This is a genomic window from Vibrio tarriae (assembly GCF_002216685.1).
Lineage (GTDB): Bacteria > Pseudomonadota > Gammaproteobacteria > Enterobacterales > Vibrionaceae > Vibrio > Vibrio tarriae.
The window spans coordinates 863,205-881,330 of sequence record NZ_CP022353.1 but is presented as its reverse complement, the minus strand read 5'-3'; the positions used below and the strand labels follow the sequence as shown (position 1 = coordinate 881,330).

General features: G+C 49.4%; 13 protein-coding genes and 1 pseudogene. 6 read left to right on the top strand and 8 right to left on the bottom strand.

Annotation, left to right across the window (positions count from 1 at the left end; all coding sequences use genetic code 11):
• Positions 1-116: 116 nt before the first annotated feature.
• Both CEQ48_RS09660 and CEQ48_RS09655 read left to right on the top strand, forming a co-directional pair.
• Positions 117-1,388 (top strand): YeaH/YhbH family protein, encoded by a 1,272-nt coding sequence (locus tag CEQ48_RS09660; protein WP_000046688.1) that lies wholly within the window; start codon positions 117-119, stop codon positions 1,386-1,388.
• Positions 1,389-1,400: 12 nt separating this feature from the next.
• Complete coding sequence (locus CEQ48_RS09655) at positions 1,401-2,951, top strand: SpoVR family protein (protein ID WP_000208355.1); 1,551 nt, start codon at positions 1,401-1,403, stop codon at positions 2,949-2,951.
• Between the two features lie 94 nt (positions 2,952-3,045).
• Here CEQ48_RS09655 and kdsB read toward each other — a convergent pair whose 3' ends face one another.
• From kdsB to CEQ48_RS09630, 5 genes are read right to left on the bottom strand one after another with little or no spacing between them, the layout of a single operon-like run.
• Positions 3,046-3,804, bottom strand: a complete 759-nt coding sequence (gene kdsB, locus CEQ48_RS09650) for a 3-deoxy-manno-octulosonate cytidylyltransferase (protein ID WP_089071091.1) — start codon at positions 3,802-3,804, stop codon at positions 3,046-3,048.
• Entirely contained in the window at positions 3,804-3,983 is a 180-nt protein-coding gene (locus CEQ48_RS09645; RefSeq protein WP_000350068.1) for a Trm112 family protein, read from the bottom strand. Before CEQ48_RS09645 ends, kdsB begins: the two co-directional genes overlap by 1 nt.
• Positions 3,964-4,971, bottom strand: a complete 1,008-nt coding sequence (lpxK, locus tag CEQ48_RS09640) for a tetraacyldisaccharide 4'-kinase (protein ID WP_198301252.1) — start codon at positions 4,969-4,971, stop codon at positions 3,964-3,966. The genes CEQ48_RS09645 and lpxK overlap by 20 nt, the downstream gene beginning before the upstream one ends.
• Positions 4,972-4,973: 2 nt before the next feature.
• A complete protein-coding gene (gene msbA / locus CEQ48_RS09635; RefSeq protein WP_089071089.1) occupies positions 4,974-6,722 on the bottom strand; it encodes a lipid A ABC transporter ATP-binding protein/permease MsbA in 1,749 nt (582 codons plus the stop codon).
• A 30-nt stretch (positions 6,723-6,752) separates the two neighbouring features.
• On the bottom strand, positions 6,753-8,882 hold the full coding sequence (locus CEQ48_RS09630) for a DNA internalization-related competence protein ComEC/Rec2 (protein WP_232477892.1): 2,130 nt from the start codon (positions 8,880-8,882) through the stop codon (positions 6,753-6,755).
• Between the two features lie 122 nt (positions 8,883-9,004).
• On the opposite strand from CEQ48_RS09630, the gene CEQ48_RS09625 reads away from it, so the two are divergent.
• Positions 9,005-9,535 (top strand): DUF2062 domain-containing protein, encoded by a 531-nt coding sequence (locus CEQ48_RS09625; protein ID WP_001881633.1) that lies wholly within the window; start codon positions 9,005-9,007, stop codon positions 9,533-9,535.
• 114 nt (positions 9,536-9,649) lie between these two features.
• Here CEQ48_RS09625 and lolE read toward each other — a convergent pair whose 3' ends face one another.
• From lolE to lolC, 3 genes and pseudogenes are all read right to left on the bottom strand, one after another.
• Entirely contained in the window at positions 9,650-10,894 is a 1,245-nt protein-coding gene (gene lolE / locus CEQ48_RS09620) for a lipoprotein-releasing ABC transporter permease subunit LolE (protein ID WP_089071087.1), read from the bottom strand.
• Positions 10,895-11,581, bottom strand: coding sequence for a lipoprotein-releasing ABC transporter ATP-binding protein LolD (lolD, locus tag CEQ48_RS09615; protein ID WP_001061290.1), 687 nt, complete (start codon positions 11,579-11,581; stop codon positions 10,895-10,897).
• A pseudogene (lolC, locus tag CEQ48_RS09610) lies at positions 11,574-12,783 on the bottom strand (lipoprotein-releasing ABC transporter permease subunit LolC). Before lolC ends, lolD begins: the two are co-directional and overlap by 8 nt.
• Before the next feature lie 175 nt (positions 12,784-12,958).
• Between lolC and CEQ48_RS09605 the strand changes: the two are divergent.
• The 3 genes from CEQ48_RS09605 to CEQ48_RS09595 all read left to right on the top strand — a co-directional run bounded on the left by CEQ48_RS09605 (position 12,959) and on the right by CEQ48_RS09595 (position 17,944).
• Positions 12,959-13,534, top strand: a complete 576-nt coding sequence (locus tag CEQ48_RS09605; protein ID WP_044126321.1) for a PilZ domain-containing protein — start codon at positions 12,959-12,961, stop codon at positions 13,532-13,534.
• Positions 13,535-13,536: 2 nt separating this feature from the next.
• Entirely contained in the window at positions 13,537-17,004 is a 3,468-nt protein-coding gene (gene mfd / locus CEQ48_RS09600) for a transcription-repair coupling factor (RefSeq protein WP_089071086.1), read from the top strand.
• A gap of 175 nt (positions 17,005-17,179) precedes the next feature.
• Positions 17,180-17,944 (top strand): peptidoglycan binding protein CsiV, encoded by a 765-nt coding sequence (locus CEQ48_RS09595; RefSeq protein WP_198301251.1) that lies wholly within the window; start codon positions 17,180-17,182, stop codon positions 17,942-17,944.
• Positions 17,945-18,126: the final 182 nt, after the last annotated feature.

Genomic DNA, 18,126 nt, shown 5'->3' with positions numbered 1-18,126 from the left:
AGTGCAACTACCGCCACCTACGGTGTTACCTACCCCACAGAATCGCTGTTGGGCTGTAGGTCACCCCCTCAACAAACTCGATTCGAGTTTGAGGTGATGTCATTAGGGAGAGGCTCATGGCGCAATTTATCGACAGAAGGCTAAACGGCAAAAATAAAAGCACCGTCAACCGACAACGCTTTTTACGCCGTTACAAAGAGCAGATTAAAGAGTCGGTTGCGGATGCCGTTAACCGCCGCTCAATCACTAATACCGAGTCTGGAGAAGATGTTTCCATTCCAACTCGTGACATTAAAGAGCCGATGTTTCATCAAGGCAAAGGCGGCGTGCGTGAACGTGTGCATCCGGGCAATGACCAGTTTATTCGTGGCGATAAAATCGATCGACCTAAAGGTGGCCAAGGCAGCGGCGGCTCAGGTGAAGGCGAGGCCAGCGCAGATGGCGAAGGCAGCGATGATTTCGTATTCCAAATTTCCAAAGATGAATACCTCGATATTCTGTTTGAAGATTTGGCGCTGCCCAATCTCAAGAAAAACCAAGTTAACAAAATCACCGAATGGAAAACCCATCGTGCGGGTTTTCAAACCTCGGGGGTTCCCTCCAATATTTCTGTGGTGCGTTCACTGCAACAATCTTTAGCGCGCCGTACGGCGATGACCGCTGGTAAACGCCGTTTGATGAGTGAGTTGGAAGAGGAACTCGAACGTATTCAGCGCAGCGAACCACCACAAATCATGGAAGAGATGCGCATCAAGCAAGAGATTGAAGAGCTACGCAATAAAATCGATAGCGTGCCCTTTATCGACACCTTTGATTTGCGCTTCAAAAACTACGAAAAGCGCCCGATTCCCTCCAGTCAGGCGGTGATGTTCTGTCTGATGGACGTATCAGGCTCGATGGATCAAGCGACCAAGGATATTGCAAAACGCTTTTATGTACTGCTGTACCTGTTCTTAACTCGCACTTATGAAAACGTGGAAGTGGTATTTATTCGCCACCATACCCAAGCTAAAGAAGTGAATGAGCACGACTTCTTCTACTCGCAAGAAACCGGCGGCACCATAGTGTCCAGTGCACTCAAGCTGATGCATGAAATCATTGAAGCTCGCTACCCACTGGGTGAGTGGAACATCTATGGTGCACAAGCCTCTGATGGGGATAACTGGGCAGACGATTCACCGCGCTGCAAAGAGTTACTCTCTAACAAGCTGCTGCCCTATTGCCAATACTATGCCTATATCGAAATCACGCGTCGCTCACACCAAACGTTGTGGCACGAATATGAAAAATTACAGGCCTCCTTCGATAACTTCGCGATGAAGAACATCCGCAGTGTTGAAGATATTTTCCCTGTGTTTAGGGAGCTGTTCCAAAAGGAAAATGCGTAGGGAGATTGTGAGATGACTACCAAAGCCAAAGCCGCACCTAAGCGTAAAGCAACGAACAGTAAGCGACTGCCCGATGGCCCAGATTGGACGTTTGAACTGATCGAGCGCTACCACCAAGAAATCCGTCGTGTGGCAGAGCTTTATCGTTTGGACACTTACCCAAACCAGATTGAGATCATCACCTCAGAGCAGATGATGGATGCCTATTCCAGCATCGGCATGCCGATCAACTACAACCACTGGTCGTTTGGTAAAAAATTCATTCAAACCGAGCAAACCTACAAACATGGCCAGATGGGGTTGGCATACGAGATTGTGATTAACTCCGATCCTTGTATCGCCTATCTGATGGAAGAAAACACCGTAACCATGCAAGCGCTGGTGATGGCGCATGCCTGTTACGGCCACAACTCCTTCTTCAAAGGCAACTATCTATTCCAAACTTGGACAGATGCCAGCTCGATCATCGATTACCTGCTGTTTGCCAAAAACTACATTGCTGAGTGTGAGCAGAAATTTGGCGTGAACGAAGTGGAAAAGCTGCTCGACTCTTGCCATGCCTTAATGAATTACGGGGTTGACCGTTATAAACGTCCCGAAAAAATCTCGATTGCCGAAGAAAAAGCACGTCAAGAAGAGCGCGAAGCTTATCTGCAATCACAAGTGAATGCCTTATGGCGAACCGTGCCGAAAAAGGCCGTAGAGCAAGAGAAGCAGCGCCGCTTCCCGAGTGAACCACAAGAAAACATTCTCTATTTCATTGAGAAACACGCCCCTTTGCTGGAGCCTTGGCAACGTGAAATCGTGCGTATTGTGCGTAAAGTCAGTCAGTATTTTTATCCACAAAAACAGACGCAAGTCATGAACGAAGGATGGGCGACGTTTTGGCACTACACCATACTCAATCATCTTTATGATGAAGGCTTACTCAGCGACAAGTTCATGCTGGAGTTTTTGCACAGTCACACCAGCGTTGTGGCACAGCCGCCCTACAACAGCCGTTATTTCAGTGGCATTAACCCTTATGCACTCGGTTTTGCCATGTTCCGTGATATTAAGCGGATCTGCGAAGAGCCGACCGAGGAAGATAAAGAGTGGTTCCCAGAGTTGGCCGGCGCAAACTGGTTAGATGCGCTTCATTTTGCGATGCGCAACTTTAAAGATGAGAGCTTTATCAGCCAATATCTGTCACCTAAGCTGATCCGCGACTTTAAGTTCTTTGCGATCTGCGATGATGATAGAAAAAATCACATTGAAATCAGTGCTATTCACGATGATCTCGGATATCAACAAATCCGCGAGAAACTCGCGGCGCAATACAATCTCAGTAATCTTGAACCCAACATTCAAGTGTATAGCGTTGATGTTCGAGGCGACCGTTCGTTAACCTTGCAGTATGTACCACACGATCGTATTCCGTTAGATCCAAGCTACGAGGAGGTGCTGAAACACTTGCACCGTCTATGGGGTTTTGAAGTCAAACTGGAGGAGGTCAAAGACACAGGAAGAAGAGAGATCCTCGCAACCTGCCCCAAAAAGAACGACTCGGAAAGTCGAATCTAAGTACTGGGGCTGCAATACAACATCCCTAACACTTAATAAAAAAGCTCCTGCAAAGGAGCTTTTTTCTGCTTAGCTGCTTTTTTCTACTTGATAACTACTGCGCACGCTCAGCCACGATGCGTCGCACCACTTCTAAATCTTCCGGCGTGTCCACCCCTGCTGGCGGTGCTTCTAACGCAACCGCAACATGGATTTTCTCACCATGCCACAACACACGAAGTTGCTCTAAACATTCAATCTTTTCAAGCTGGCTTGGCTGCCAATCCAGATAGGTATTGATAAAGCCTGCGCGGTAGGCATAGATGCCGATATGGCGTAGCAAAGGCTGAACGATAGCTTTATCCGCTTTAGCGAAGTTATCACGATCCCAAGGAATCGTGGCACGACTGAAGTACAGCGCATAACCGTTTTTATCGGTGATCACTTTCACCGCATTCGGGTTGAACACTTCCGCTTCATCTTCAATTTCCACCGCCAACGTTGCCATCGGCGCGCTGCATGCCGCTAAGTTATCCGCGACTTGGCGGATAATCGCTGGTGGGATCAAAGGTTCATCACCCTGCACATTCACCACAATGTGAGCGGCGGGAATCGCCATTTTCGCCACCACTTCCGCCAGACGTTCTGTGCCAGATTGATGATTCGGCGAAGTCATACACACCACACCACTGAAAGCTTGAACCGCTTGTTCAACACGCTCATCGTCGGTTGCAATGATCACGCGGTCGGCTCCCGCTTGCATGGCTTGCTCATATACCCACTGAATCATTGGCTTGCCGCCAATGTCAGCGAGAGGCTTACCCGGTAAGCGCGTGGATTGGTAACGCGCAGGGATCACGACAGTAAATGACATTAGCGTCCCTCATCCATGCTCATGCTGCGAGCTTCCGGCTCTAAAAGCACAGGAATGCCTTCTTTGATGGGATAAGCCAGACGATCCAGCTTACAAATCAGCTCTTGGCGATCTTTATCGTAAGTCAGCTTACCTTTACACACTGGGCAAGCGACGATTTCAAGCAGACGGTGATCCATACGGTTCCATTACCTCTTTAATTTTGTCCACAATACGCTGCTCCGCTTCTGGAGCAAACTGAGCCGAAACGGGCAGATACCACCAATTTGGCTGGGCAAACTCAGCGCATTTTACGGCATCTTTTTCTGTCATGATCAGATGATCGCCTTGCTGCGCCAGTTGATTTAACTGAGCAGCATCAAAGGCTTGATGATCGGCAAAACCTTGGCAATGAACTAAATCGGCATTGAGTTCACGCAAAGTATTAAAAAATCGGGAAGGATGGCCAATCCCTGCCATGGCGCACAAGCGAGTTAGCTTACTCACTGCACAGGGTTCACCCGTCTTAAGATTCACCGCATCCGTCGGTTGCAGACGCATTGCGATTTCATTGGCCTTTGCCACGCCACCATTAGTGATAATGAAATCGACTTCATCGAGTCGGCTGACAGGTTCACGCAGAGGACCTAAAGGGATCAATTGCTGGTTACCGAAACGGCGAACGCCATCCACTACTGCAATTTCAATATCGCGCTGCAGCGCATAGTGCTGCAAACCATCATCCGTAACGATGACATTGACCCCGTGTTCAAGCAGCGCTTTTACCGCTTGGCTGCGTACAGGGTCTACCGCTACAGGCGCTTTGGTACGCTGAAAAATGAGTTTCGGCTCATCACCGCAATGCTGAGCTGGCGTTTGCTCATTAACCACGAGCGGATAGCTGGGCGCTTTAGCGCCATAACCACGTGAAACGACCCCCGGCCGATAGCCAAGGTTTTGCAGCGTTTCCACCAACCAAACCACAACTGGGGTTTTGCCATTACCACCGGCTGTAATGTTACCCACCACGACCACGGGTAAGGGTGCACGGTAAGAGGGTTTGTCGCCCGTTTGATATGCTTTACGCCGTGAGCGGCTGATGACCCCAAACAGTACGCTGAATGGCCACAACAGTGGCCATAACAGATAACCTAATGGATGGCGGTGAAACCAGATCTTTTCTATCACCACTATTCACCAAACTGGATGCGATGAAGCTGAGCGTATGCGCCATCTTGCGCCAACAGATCAGCATGGCGACCACGCTCAATGATTTCACCTTCATCGACCACAAGGATTTCATCTGCTTGTTCGATGGTAGATAAACGGTGCGCAATCACCAGCACGGTTTTATTTTTCTGCAGCTCATCTAACGCCGCTTGAATGGCACGCTCCGATTCAGTATCCAGTGCTGAGGTCGCTTCATCAAGGATCAGCACAGGCGCATCGCGCAGCAATGCGCGAGCAATCGCCACTCGCTGACGCTGACCGCCAGATAAACTGGTGCCATTCTCACCGATCACGGTATCCAAACCTTGCGGCATGTTTTCAATAAACTCCATCGCATGGGCTTGACGTGCGGCTTGCTCAATCTGCTCGCGGGTGTATTCACCTTCGGCAGCGTAAGCGATGTTATTGGCGATGGTGTCGTTAAACAGATGTACGTTTTGCGAAACCAAGGCAAAGTGACGACGCAAATTGGTCAGCTTGTAATCACGCACATCGTGCCCATCAAGACAGATCGATCCACTGTCGACATCATAGAAACGAGTAAACAGATTAGCGATGGTCGATTTACCTGAGCCAGAACGGCCAACTAGAGCGACCGTTTTCCCTTGCGGAATCGAGAACGAAACATGGGATAACGCAGGTTTTTCTTTGCCTTGGTAGGTGAAAGTTACGTCTTTCACTTCCACTTCACCTTTGACGCGATCCGCTTCATATTTGCCATTATCACGCTCGGTTTCGAGATCCATCAAACCAAACAAGGTTTGGCAAGCCGCCATACCACGCTGAAATTCCGATGTTACGCTGGTCAAAGCTTTGAGTGGGCGCATGAGGCCAAACATGGCCGAGAACACCACTGTGAATGTCCCCGGAGTCAACTCAGCGCGAATCGAATCGACACTTGCTAAAAATAGCACCGCAAACAGGGCAAGTGAGGCAATCATTTGAATCACAGGGTCAGCAATCGATTGTGCCGATACCAGTTTCATGGTTTGCTGGCGCATGCTGTTACTGACATGATCGAAACGTTTGCGCTCGACTTTTTGACCACCGTAGCTCAGTACCACTTTATGGCCCTTGAGCATCTGCTCTGCCGATGAAGTCACATGCCCCATAGCCGTTTGCATGTTGCGCGAAATCTTGCGAAAACGCTTAGAAACAAAGCTAATCGCAAAGGCCACCACTGGTGCGACTACAATCAGTACCAAAGAGAGTTGCCAGCTATTCCAAAACATCAAGGTGAGCAAGCCAATAATGCTCGCCCCTTCACGTACAATACTGACTAACGCACGGCTGGTCGCGCCAGCCACTTGCTCTGAGTCGTATGTGATGCGCGATAGCAAACCGCCTGTCGACTCTTGGTCGAAAAAGCGCACTGGCATGTGCATAAAATGGTTAAATAAGCGGCGACGCATTTGCATCACTACGTTGCCGGACACCCAGCTCAAACAGTAAGAAGAGGCAAATCCACTTAAACCACGCAGAAACATTAAGCCTAAAATCATAAATGGCAGAATGCGCAGGAAGTTGGATTCTGCATTACCAAAACCTTCATCCAACAAAGGTTTTAATAAAGAAATCATATAAGTATCAGCAACGGCGTTAATAATAAGTGCGACAACCGCAACCGCAAGGCCCGCTTTGTATAAGCGGATATAAGTCCACAGACGCTTAAAGGTCTGCCAAGTCGTTTCGTCAGAGTGAAGTGACATAAAGAGGCTTTTCTGATTATAAAATTGCGTTCATTCTACTCCTTTACGCAGCATCTGCCTATACCAAGGCTCCCAGCCAAGGCTGCGCTGGGTAAACCAATCCAACTGATCTGGATAGAAAAAGAGACTAATTTGCCCGGCTTGTCCGGTATCTAACCACTCAACTTGCTGAGCTTGATAACGTGCTACGACTTGCGGATTGGGCAAATTCCAGCGGTTATCTTTCGCCACAGAAGCAATCGCAAGCTTGGGATTCACTTTGGCAATGAATTCTGCGGTGGATGAAGTCTTACTGCCGTGGTGCGGCACGATCATCACATCACTTTGCAGCAGAGCTCCATCGCGGGCGAGTAGCCATTCGCCCATGGCTGTGACATCTCCGGATAGCAGTACAGAATGGTTAGACTGCGGATCAGTCATACGAATCACACACGAATGCTGGTTGTACGCTCGGCTAACCGCTTGTGGTGGCCATAACACCGTAAAATGCAGAGATTGCCACTGCCAGCTTTCACCACGGATGCAAGGCATAAACTCTGTCCCGAGTTGGCTGGCGCGAATCCAATCGGGTTGCCAGCGTTCAGCTAAACCTTGCCAATCACCCGCATGATCATTATCAAGATGACTTAAAATCACCCCTTCGACTTGACGCAGTCCACGCTGTTGGAGCATAGGCTCAATCACACTTTGCACATAACTGCCTCCCGGCCAACTGCTGCCCGTGTCGTAGACTATCGCTCGCTCATCTTGCTCAATCATAATGGCCAAGCCATGCCCAACATCCAGCACGTCCATTCGCCAAAGCGGAGTTAGGGAGGGAAAGCACCACCATAAGCCAATCATACCCAATAATAAGCTGCAGGCTTTTAGGCTCATAAATCGATAAAGCAAGAGGATGGCCACACTCGCCGCGACCACACCTTGTACTTTGCTGGGTACCACCCACCAGCCTACATCGGCAAACTGCAAAGCCCAATCGAGCGGTAAAAACGTCCAATCCACCCAAGGCCAGTAAGCGGCGGCTACACTGGGCCATACCACCATGAGTAATAGGCCCAAAAACAAAGCTGGGACAATCACCAACGAAAACCAAGGAATAAACACCAAATTGTACAGTACTGCCGTTACGCTTAAGCCACCGAAAAAATAGGCAGTGACCGGAGCCATTAAACAGACGAGGAACACCTGCGCCCAAAGCAGAGCTTTCCACCATACCTGACGCTGGCTTTGACTTGCTAATTGGTAAAGTACAATCGCAACCGCCAAAAACGACATCCAAAAACTGTTTGAAAGTGAGGCGAATGGCGACCAAAGCAAGACCGCGCCTAAGGTGAGTAGAATCCGCTTGAGCGCGGAAAGAGGAAAAGCCAACATGACCAACGCCACATTGAGTAAGCACATGATCAATGCACGCTGAGTAGGCAACGTAAATCCGGCAAGCCAAGCGTAGAGCACCGCCAGTAAAGCCCCACACACAAAAGGGGACCACAATAACTGAGCATGAAGACGCATCATGCCGAGCCCGAGAAAATAACCCACGCTAAAAGCGATACCAATGTGCAGCCCCGAAATCGCCACTAAATGAATTAAGCCGCTATTGCGCAAGGTTTGCCACTCTTGCTCATCAATGCCTTTTCGCTCACCAAACGTCAGGGCCAAAATCAACCCTTGATATGGGCTGGTATGTGTTAGTTGTTCAAGCTTAAAGAACAAACTTGACCTTATGTCACTCTCTTGCACAATTTGATATGCAGTGTCAGGTTTTACCACCGCTCGTGCGATGATAGATTGCGCCATGTAATGGGCTTCAAGGTCAAAACCGGTTTGATTGAGACGACCCACTATCGGTTTAAGGGTAACCGAAAACGAGATCTGATCATTAGGTTGTAACAGTAAAGGTGCACTTAAACGTATACGAGGACGCATCAATCTGTTTAAGGTTTGTCCATTCACCTCATGAATGAGGACAAAACCCTCATAAGCGTAACGAGTTTGCGTAAAAAAGCTGTCAACACGGCCTTTTATGATAATATCCGGCCCTACTTGATAGAGCACATTGGATTGATCTCGTATAAGGTTGCCCTGTAACACGATGGTTAGTATGGCAACCACGAAGCCAAGGAATTGACGGCCAGCCCGGTAATAACCGAGTAAACCCATAACAATAAGGCACAACCAAGCCCAACCCCAGCTCGGCATCCAAGGCCAATAAGGGGCAGACAGCACGGTGATCGAAAAAGAAATGAGCGACCAGTAATTCGACAAGAGAGCCATAATCCCGTATGCCAAGAAAATTCATTAAACGGTTTATGCCTGACCACGATGTGATCAAACGCCAAAAAGCGCTGCGCGTGTTTGGTAATGTGCTGTATAACCCAAACCTTTGGTGCTTAAACCGCCGCTCTGCCGCTGGCGCGTTTGCGGTGGGTCTGTTTATGGCCTTTGTGCCGCTGCCAAGCCAAATGATCATGGCCGCAGGCCTAGCCATAGTACTGGGGGTCAACCTACCGCTTTCCATCGCCTTGGTGTGGATCACCAACCCAATCACTATGCCGGTTATCTTCTATTTCACATACAAGCTCGGCGCATGGTTGATGGGAACTCCCGCTCAATCCTTCCATTTTGAGCTGACTTGGGAATTTTTACTCAATCAAATGAGCACCATTGGACCACCGTTCTTACTCGGCTGCGCAGTTTGCGCGGTGTTGGCATCGTTAATTGGTTACTTTGGGATTCGCGGTTTGTGGCGTTACTCCGTTGTACGCAGTTGGCAAAAACGTCGCACCAGTAAAATGCCGGAGAATCTGCCTTAACGCATCTTGTGCACTCACGATTGCAAGAGAGTTGCGAACAAGCGCAGCTTAAACAATGCAAACCCTGTTTACTCAGAATGAAAAAAGGACCCGAGGGTCCTTTTTTGTTTGATGTTATTTACTACTCAACACTTGCGCAGGATTGAGTCGGCTTGCGCGCCGCGCGGGATACCAAGTCGCCAGCAAACTGAGCACAATCGCCGTCCCCGAAACCAGCACTACATCTGCCCACTCAACCTGTGAAGGAAGAAAATCAACGAAATAGATATCACCGGATAAAAACTGATGGCCAATCAGATGTTCTAACCCTTTGATCAAAGGCGTTAAATTAAAGGCGACAACCACACCCAATACACTGCCGACCACGCTACCCAGAACCCCAGAAAATACCCCTTGCCAGACGAAAATACGTTTGATCAAGCCATCGGTCGCGCCCATAGTGCGCAAAATAGCGATTTCGCCTGCGCGATCTTTTACCGCCATCATCAGAGTCGAGACGATGTTAAAGCTCGCGACCCCAATCACCAGTACCATCACTAAGTACATAATGGTGCGCACCAACTGAATATCGCGATACAAAAAGCCGTACTTTTGCTGCCAACTGTGCAGATAGACGTGTTCGCTCAGTTGATTGCCCACATCACGTACGATCTGCGTTGCTTGCAGCACGTCCGCCACCTTAACGGAGATACCAGTAACACCACTGCCTAAGTGCGCGTATGCTTGGGCATCTTCTAACGGCAGTAACGCTAAGCTGTGATCAATCTGCCCGTTCAGTGCCAATAAACCACTGACTTTCACCCGTACCCGCTTCGGTGCTTGTACCTTGCCACCACTGGTGGCACTTGGGATCATCAAGGTAATGAAATCACCGACTTGCACGCCTAATTTCTCTGCAACGCCTTGGCCTAAAATCACCTGCTGCTGACCAGGGCGAAACTCTTGCCACGCCTGCGCGGTAATAAACTGCGACAAGCGAGATACGGCTTGCTCACGCTGCGGATCCACACCGCGCACTTCAATCGCTTTAAGCTGAGTGCCACTTTCGGCAAGTGCTGTGATCTTCACATACGGCGCTGCCGCAACAATTTGTGGATGACGCGCAGCTTGCGCCATTAAATCAGGCCAGCGTTCGACAGGTCCGCGCACGCCCTCAAATTCCCCATGTGGGATAACGGACAGAACACGGGTTTGCAATTCACGCTCAAAACCATTCATCGCCGAAAGGCCGATGATGATCACCGCCACCCCAACCGCAATCCCAATCGTGGACGACAGCGAAATAAACGACACCATTTTGTTGCGTTGTTTAGCGCGACTAAAGCGCCCGCCAATAAACAGAGCGAGAGAGGAAAACACTTAAGCCCCCGTGATATCGGTTAGCAGCCCATCTTTCATGTGCATGTGACGATCCATTTTCGCCGCCAACTCACCATCGTGAGTGACCACTAAAAAGGCGGTACCGGATTCGCGGTTCAACTCACGCATCAAATCGTAAATCGACAGCGCCGTTTTATGGTCCAGATTGCCCGTCGGTTCATCGGCCAGCACCAAATCCGGTTTATTGACTAACGCGCGAGCAATGGCGACGCGTTGTCTTTCGCCACCAGATAATTCCGATGGACGATGCGCCACGCGATGGCCTAAGCCCACTCGCTCAAGCAGGCTCTGCGCCTTCGCTTTGGCTTTGGCCACATTCATGCCACCGATTAAGAGCGGCATCGCCACATTTTCTAAAGCAGAAAAATCCGCCAGCAAATGGTGAAACTGATAAACAAATCCCAAGTGCTGATTGCGGATCTTCGCTTGCTTATTCGAACTTAACTGATGCAAAGACTGGCCAAGAAACTCCACTTGCCCTTCACTGGCATCATCCAGTGCCCCCAAAATATGCAGTAAGGTACTTTTGCCTGAGCCAGAAGAGCCGATGATTGAGACCAACTCACCGCGTTTAAGCTCAAAACTCACCCCTTTAAGAACCTGAGTTTGCAACTCCCCTTCTTGATAGGTTTTGCAAACCTGATGACAACGTAAAAGGTTATTCATAACGTAACGCCTCAGCGGGTTGAACAGAAGATGCGCGATAGGCTGGAAACAGCGTTGCCAACAGACTTAATACAATCGCAAGAACAATAACGAGGACAATCTGCAGCGGATCAATCGCCACTGGCAAACTGCCACCCACCGGAAAAAGGGCAACACCTAAGGCTTCCATCAGGCCATTTAAATTGGCCGCCAACAGCACACCAAGTAAACCACCAACCAGCGCACCAATCACACCACTGCTGGCGCCTTGTACCATGAAAATCGCCAGCACATGTTGTGACTGCATGCCTTGGGTTTTTAAAATCGCCACCTCGGCCTGCTTCTCCATCACCACCATGATCAGCGCAGAAATAATATTAAACGCAGCCACCCCAACGATAAGTCCGAGCATCAGCCCCATCATGTTCTTTTCCATACGTACCGCTTGAAACAGTTCACCGCGCTGCTCACGCCAGTCGCTCCATTGCCAATCTTGCGGCAATGGCTGTTCGGCAAGCTGACTGACCACAAATGGGTCATCAAAAAAATAGCCGCCAACCTGAAATGGTCTGCGCATCATAGCGCAATAGCTTGGCCGCATCGCGCAGATGAGTCACCATGAGTTGCCCATCCACATCCGAACCCGTATTAAAAATTCCCGCTACCGTAAAGTTTCGCTGACTGGGCAAACGGCCCAAAGGCGTAAATTGGCTCGCTTCTGTCACCATCAAACGCACTTTATCACCCACGGTGACATTCAAACTGCGCGCAAGAAGATGCCCAAGGAAGAGTTGATACTCGCCCGCTTGCAAAGCCGTTACCCGACCTGCAATCAGGTGTTGCTCAATCGGATCATTTTGTTGTGGCTCGATACCAATCAACAAACCCGCAGCCAGTTGCGAGGCACTTTGCACCACCGCTTCACTGCGCACTAAAGGCTCTGGTGGGCGCTGAGTCGATAATTCCTTGACAAAATCTGGGGGCGTTGCGCTGAGGGTGGTTTTGCCTGCGTATTCAGTAACGACCGCTTGAGGTAACACCCCAAGAATGCGTGACTTAAGCTGCGCCTCAAAACCGTTCATCACCGATAAAACAGTAACTAGCGACATCACACCGATCGTGATCCCCGCCGTCGACATATAAGAGACAAAGCGGCTAAAACGATCCCCTGAGCGGCCGCGCAAATAGCGCAAACCAATAAAAGCCGAAATCGGATGAAACATAAATCCAACCATAGGAAGAGAATGGCGTTAATGTAGCGAGAATCCCTGCGCGGTTGTAGTTTTTCTTTATCAAATCTGTGTAAGAGAACGTTTATTTCACACCCATAACAAGGACATACCTTGATTAGTTACTGCTTATGACGATAATCAACACAGATGTGAGAAGGAACCCTCTATGAATGACCAAGAATTCTTTACTGTTCACCACGCGCTAACCATCAATGTGGAGCCGTTGGCGGAGCATTTCACCCTACCTTCTCATGATATTTTTGAAGCGGAGATACCCGCGCCATTTGTGGTCGCCAGCGAATTTAGCCAGTTGGAACAACTCAGTGATAGCGCACGTATGGAGCTGAAAAACAGCGACTTTAAAAGCGTATTGCAACTGCTTGAAGCGCAAAATGCCAAACTCAATCTACTGCTGACTTTTATGCTGTCGCAGCAAGATGATCCTCAATCACGCAGTGCGACCACTCGTTTTGGTGCCAGTCAACTGACCTATTTGGCCAAATCACCACTGCAGATTGGACAAAAAGTGCGGGTAAAACTGTTTTTGGAATACCCGGCCGCCGCGATTTATTGCTACGCCAGTGTGATGCAATGCCAGCAAGAGCCTGAGCACACCTTAGTGACTCTCAAGTACGATCTGCTGCGCGATGTGGATCAGGATTTGCTGATCAAAGCCGCTCTCTACCAACAGCAGCGCCTGCTGCGTCAACGCTCACTAGACCGAGAAAAACCTCAAGCGTGACTATGACTACACACTCTTTACTCTCTCTGTTTTCGGCGCAAGGTGCCGGAGACAAAAAAGCCATCGGTAATTTACACGGCGCAAGTTTAGCGCTGGCCATTGCGGAACTCGCCAATGCTCATACGAGCCATACTTTGCTCGCCGTGCCCGATCCACAAACCGCGCTCAAATTGCTACACGAAGTGGAACAGTTTAGCCACAGCGAAGTGGCGCTCTTCCCCGATTGGGAAACGCTGCCCTACGATAATTTTTCACCCCATCAGGACATCATTTCTGATCGTATTTCGCGTTTGTATCAGCTCCCAAGCTTAACGCGCGGTATCACGATTGTCCCGGTCAGTACCTTGCTTCAGCGCCAGTCACCACGTGACTTTTTGTTGCAGCACACCTTAATCGTTAAACGTGGCGATCACTTTTCACTGGATAAACTGCGCTTGCAGTTAGAAAACAGCGGCTATCGCCATGTCGATCAGGTCTTTGGCCCCGGTGAATACGCCAGTCGCGGGTCGATTCTTGATCTCTTCCCGATGGGCAGTAGCGACCCATTCCGGATCGATTTCTTTGATGATGAAATCGACACCATTCGCACCTTTGATCCTGACAATCAGCGCTCAATCGCTGAAATGGATGAAATTCGCCTGCTACCCGCCCATGAGTTTCCGACGACTGCCGCGGCGATCGAAGAGTTTCGTAACCGCTGGCGACAGCGTTTTGAAGCGCGCCGCGAGCCGGAATCGGTTTACAGCCAAGTCTCTAAAGGCACTTGGCCCGCAGGGATTGAGTATTGGCAGCCACTCTTTTTTGAGCACAGCGAGACCCTATTTGATTACCTGCCCGCCAACAGCCAGCTTTTGGTGGTTGGCGAGCTGGAAAAAGCCATCGACCAGTTCTTGACCGATGTCGATTATCGCTACGACCAACGCAATATCGACCCACTGCGCCCACTGCTGCCACCCAATGAGTTGTGGCTGCGTAAAGATGAGCTGTTTGCCCACTTTAAAACTCTGCCGCAAGTCCAACTGACAAGCTCACCTATCGAGCTGCGTGCCGGTCGAATGAATGCGCAAGTTCAACCACTACCCGTATTGGCCGTTGAGCATCAAAACAAAGAGCCTTTGGCGGCACTGCGCCAATTTAGCGAACAATTTACCGGCAAAATCATTTTCTCAGTCGAGTCGGAAGGTCGCCGTGAAGCGCTACTGGAGTTGTTGCAGCGCATTAAACTGCGCCCGCAAAGCCAAAATGATTTCAGCCTTGCGTGCCAACAAACAGAAAAATGCTCACTGGTGCTCGGCTCAGCAGAGCGCGGATTTATCTATGGTGATAACCAAGTTGCCTTGATTTGTGAGAGCGATTTACTGGGCGATCGGGTGATTCAACGTCGCCGAAAAAAAGATCGCAAAAACGTCACCAACAGTGATGCGGTGATCCGCAACCTTGCCGAACTCAAACCGGGGCAACCCGTTGTCCATATTGATCACGGTATCGGCCGCTACTTAGGCTTACAAACCCTTGAAGCCGGTGGCATGGTCAGCGAATACGTGATGCTGGAGTACCAAAACGAAGCCAAGCTGTATGTACCGGTTTCATCACTGAACCTGATCAGCCGCTACTCCGGAGGCGCAGAAGAAGCCGCCCAATTGCATAAATTAGGGGGTGAAGCGTGGGTCAAAGCGCGCCGCAAAGCGGCGGAAAAAGTGCGCGATGTCGCGGCAGAACTTTTGGATGTGTATGCGAAGCGCGAAATCAAACCGGGCTTTAAATTCCATCTCGACCGTGAACAATACGCGACCTTCAAAGCCACCTTCCCGTTTGAAGAAACCGATGACCAAGCGATGGCGATCAACGCCGTGCTATCCGACATGTGTCAAGCCAAAGCCATGGATCGTTTGGTGTGTGGTGACGTAGGCTTTGGTAAAACCGAAGTAGCGATGCGCGCCGCGTTTGTCGCGACCGATAACGGCAAGCAAGTCGCCGTGTTAGTCCCTACAACTCTACTGGCACAGCAGCATTTTGAAAATTTCCGCGACCGCTTTGCTAACTTGCCGATCCGCGTCGAAGTGCTCTCCCGCTTTAAATCAGCCAAAGAGCAAAAACAAATCCTACAAGATGTAGCGGACGGCAAAGTCGACATTCTGGTCGGTACCCATAAGTTGCTCTCTAGCGAAATTCGTTTTGCGGATCTTGGCTTGCTGATTGTTGACGAAGAACACCGTTTCGGGGTGCGCCAAAAAGAAAAAGTCAAAGCGATGCGTGCCGATGTGGATATTCTGACTCTCACTGCCACGCCAATCCCACGTACACTCAACATGGCCATGAGTGGTATGCGTGACCTGTCGATTATTGCCACCCCTCCAGCGCGCCGTTTAGCCATCAAAACCTTTGTTCGTCAAAGTGAAGATAGTGTGATCCGTGAAGCGGTACTGCGTGAAATTATGCGCGGTGGTCAGGTGTACTTTCTGCATAATCAGGTTGAAACCATCGATAAAGTGGCCGCAGATTTAGAAAAACTGGTGCCTGAAGCGCGGATTACCGTCGCTCACGGACAGATGCGTGAACGTGAGCTGGAAAAAGTGATGAACGATTTCTACCACCAGCGTTTCAATTTGCTGGTGTGTACCACGATCATCGAAACCGGTATCGACGTTCCGACCGCGAATACCATCATCATGGATCGCGCAGACAGCTTAGGTTTAGCCCAGTTGCACCAGTTACGTGGCCGCGTCGGTCGTTCGCATCACCAAGCCTATGCTTACCTGTTAACGCCACCGCCTAAAGCGATTACCAAAGATGCGGTCAAACGCCTAGAGGCAATTGCCTCTTTAGAAGATTTGGGGGCTGGCTTTACTCTTGCCACGCACGACTTAGAAATTCGCGGGGCCGGTGAATTGTTAGGCGAAGAGCAAAGTGGCCAGATTCAGTCGGTCGGTTTTACTCTGTATATGGAAATGCTCGAACAAGCGGTCGAAGCCCTAAAATCAGGCAAAGAACCTGCGCTGGATGATTTACTGCGTGAGCAGACCGAAGTCGAAATGCGCCTACCAGCCTTGCTGCCGGAAGAGTACATCCCCGATATCAATACGCGGTTATCCATGTACAAACAGATCGCCAGCGTCGCGAGTGAAGACGAATTGACTGAACTCAAAGTCGAATTGATTGATCGTTTTGGTAAATTACCGGACGCCGCGTTAAACTTACTCGCCATTGCCGAACTGAAACTCAATGCGATGCGCCTAAAAGTGCGTAAAATTGAGGCGCATGAGCGTGGCGGATATGTAGAGTTCTATCCCAATGCTGACATTAACCCGGTGTTTTTGGTTAAACTGCTGCAATCGCAACCAAAGCTACTGGCGATGGATGGGCCAACCAAATTGAAATTTACCTTGCCTTTGGTTGAACGCAGCGCGCGCATTCAATTTGTCGCTGACATGTTGAAGAATTTCCAGCAAAATGTACTACCTGCTCGGTAAGATTCTCAAATTGGTATGACAGGTAAGCGGCAAATGAGTACGCCTCTAATCGCGAGATAACACTAAGATTAGGGCGAATGAACTAAGCCAATCCCTTCGCTGGATTCATTCGCAAGGGATATAGAAAAAATCACCAGTAATGACCCAGTGTGAAACACTGAACGATGGAGTGACAATGAAAAGATTGATCCCACTGCTGCTGTTGCTGATTGCAATGCCCAGCATGGCGGCTCGGCAGTTTGATATTGAAGTGATCATTTTTAAACGAGCAGTAGATGCGGAAAAAGTGAGTGAGTCTTGGCCTAACAGCTTACCTGCCATCAATGTTGATCGCGCAGGTAATTTTGCCGATGTTAGCTTTCGCCAAAGTAAAGGCGTAACACTATTGCCAAGCTCCGCTTATCAACTCAATAGTGAAGCGCAGAAATTACGCAACCACGCAGGCTTCAATGTGTTACTGCATACCGCTTGGCGTCAAAGTGATCAGGGTCGCCAATCCGCTCCTGTATTCCATATTCAAGCAGGTCGAGATTTTTCTGGGCAGTTTCAAGCCAATGGAAGCCCAGTTGGCAGCACAGTCACCGCCCCCGTAGATGGTGTCAGTGAAATGAGCATCGCCAACCCGCTGTATGAACTTGATGGCACTTTGCAAATTTACGTTCAGCATTTTTTGTTTGCTGAAGCCGTGCTGGATTTGAAAAAGCCCTCAATACGCGAAGTTATCTTGCAAGACTCGCCTTTAGAATTTGGCACCAACGAAGAGCAAGGCGCAACCGTACAAGCCGGCATGCTTGAATCGGTCTCACCTAAAATTCAGGAAGAAACGTTCCTGAAAAGTTATCGTCTTGATCAGAAACGCCGTATGCGCAGCGGTGAAACCCACTATCTAGATCACCCTCTCATGGGCATGATCATTCAAGTTCGTCGCGTTGCTGAATAACCCTCTTGTGTGAGTTTGAATATGCGGTTTAACGGGTTCAAACTCACACCACATCCTAATGAACTCACTCTTCCACATTGATCTCATCCCCTCCCAACCTGTTTCAAAAATGATTCACTCTCTCACATTTAATGAGTGATTTTGTCTTTCTATCAAGAACTCTACTTTATAACCTTTCGAAT

Bases quoted from the DNA above. Each gene is read 5' to 3' on its own strand.
- CEQ48_RS09660 (WP_000046688.1), top strand. From the start codon at position 117: ATGGCGCAATTTATCGACAGAAGGCTAAACGGCAAAAATAAAAGCACC.
- CEQ48_RS09655 (WP_000208355.1), top strand. From the start codon at position 1,401: ATGACTACCAAAGCCAAAGCCGCACCTAAGCGTAAAGCAACGAACAGT.
- kdsB (WP_089071091.1), bottom strand. From the start codon at position 3,804: ATGTCATTTACTGTCGTGATCCCTGCGCGTTACCAATCCACGCGCTTA.
- CEQ48_RS09645 (WP_000350068.1), bottom strand. From the start codon at position 3,983: ATGGATCACCGTCTGCTTGAAATCGTCGCTTGCCCAGTGTGTAAAGGT.
- msbA (WP_089071089.1), bottom strand. From the start codon at position 6,722: ATGTCACTTCACTCTGACGAAACGACTTGGCAGACCTTTAAGCGTCTG.
- CEQ48_RS09630 (WP_232477892.1), bottom strand. From the start codon at position 8,882: ATGGGTTTACTCGGTTATTACCGGGCTGGCCGTCAATTCCTTGGCTTC.
- CEQ48_RS09625 (WP_001881633.1), top strand. From the start codon at position 9,005: ATGCCAAGAAAATTCATTAAACGGTTTATGCCTGACCACGATGTGATC.
- lolD (WP_001061290.1), bottom strand. From the start codon at position 11,581: ATGAATAACCTTTTACGTTGTCATCAGGTTTGCAAAACCTATCAAGAA.
- CEQ48_RS09605 (WP_044126321.1), top strand. From the start codon at position 12,959: ATGAATGACCAAGAATTCTTTACTGTTCACCACGCGCTAACCATCAAT.
- mfd (WP_089071086.1), top strand. From the start codon at position 13,537: ATGACTACACACTCTTTACTCTCTCTGTTTTCGGCGCAAGGTGCCGGA.
- CEQ48_RS09595 (WP_198301251.1), top strand. From the start codon at position 17,180: ATGAAAAGATTGATCCCACTGCTGCTGTTGCTGATTGCAATGCCCAGC.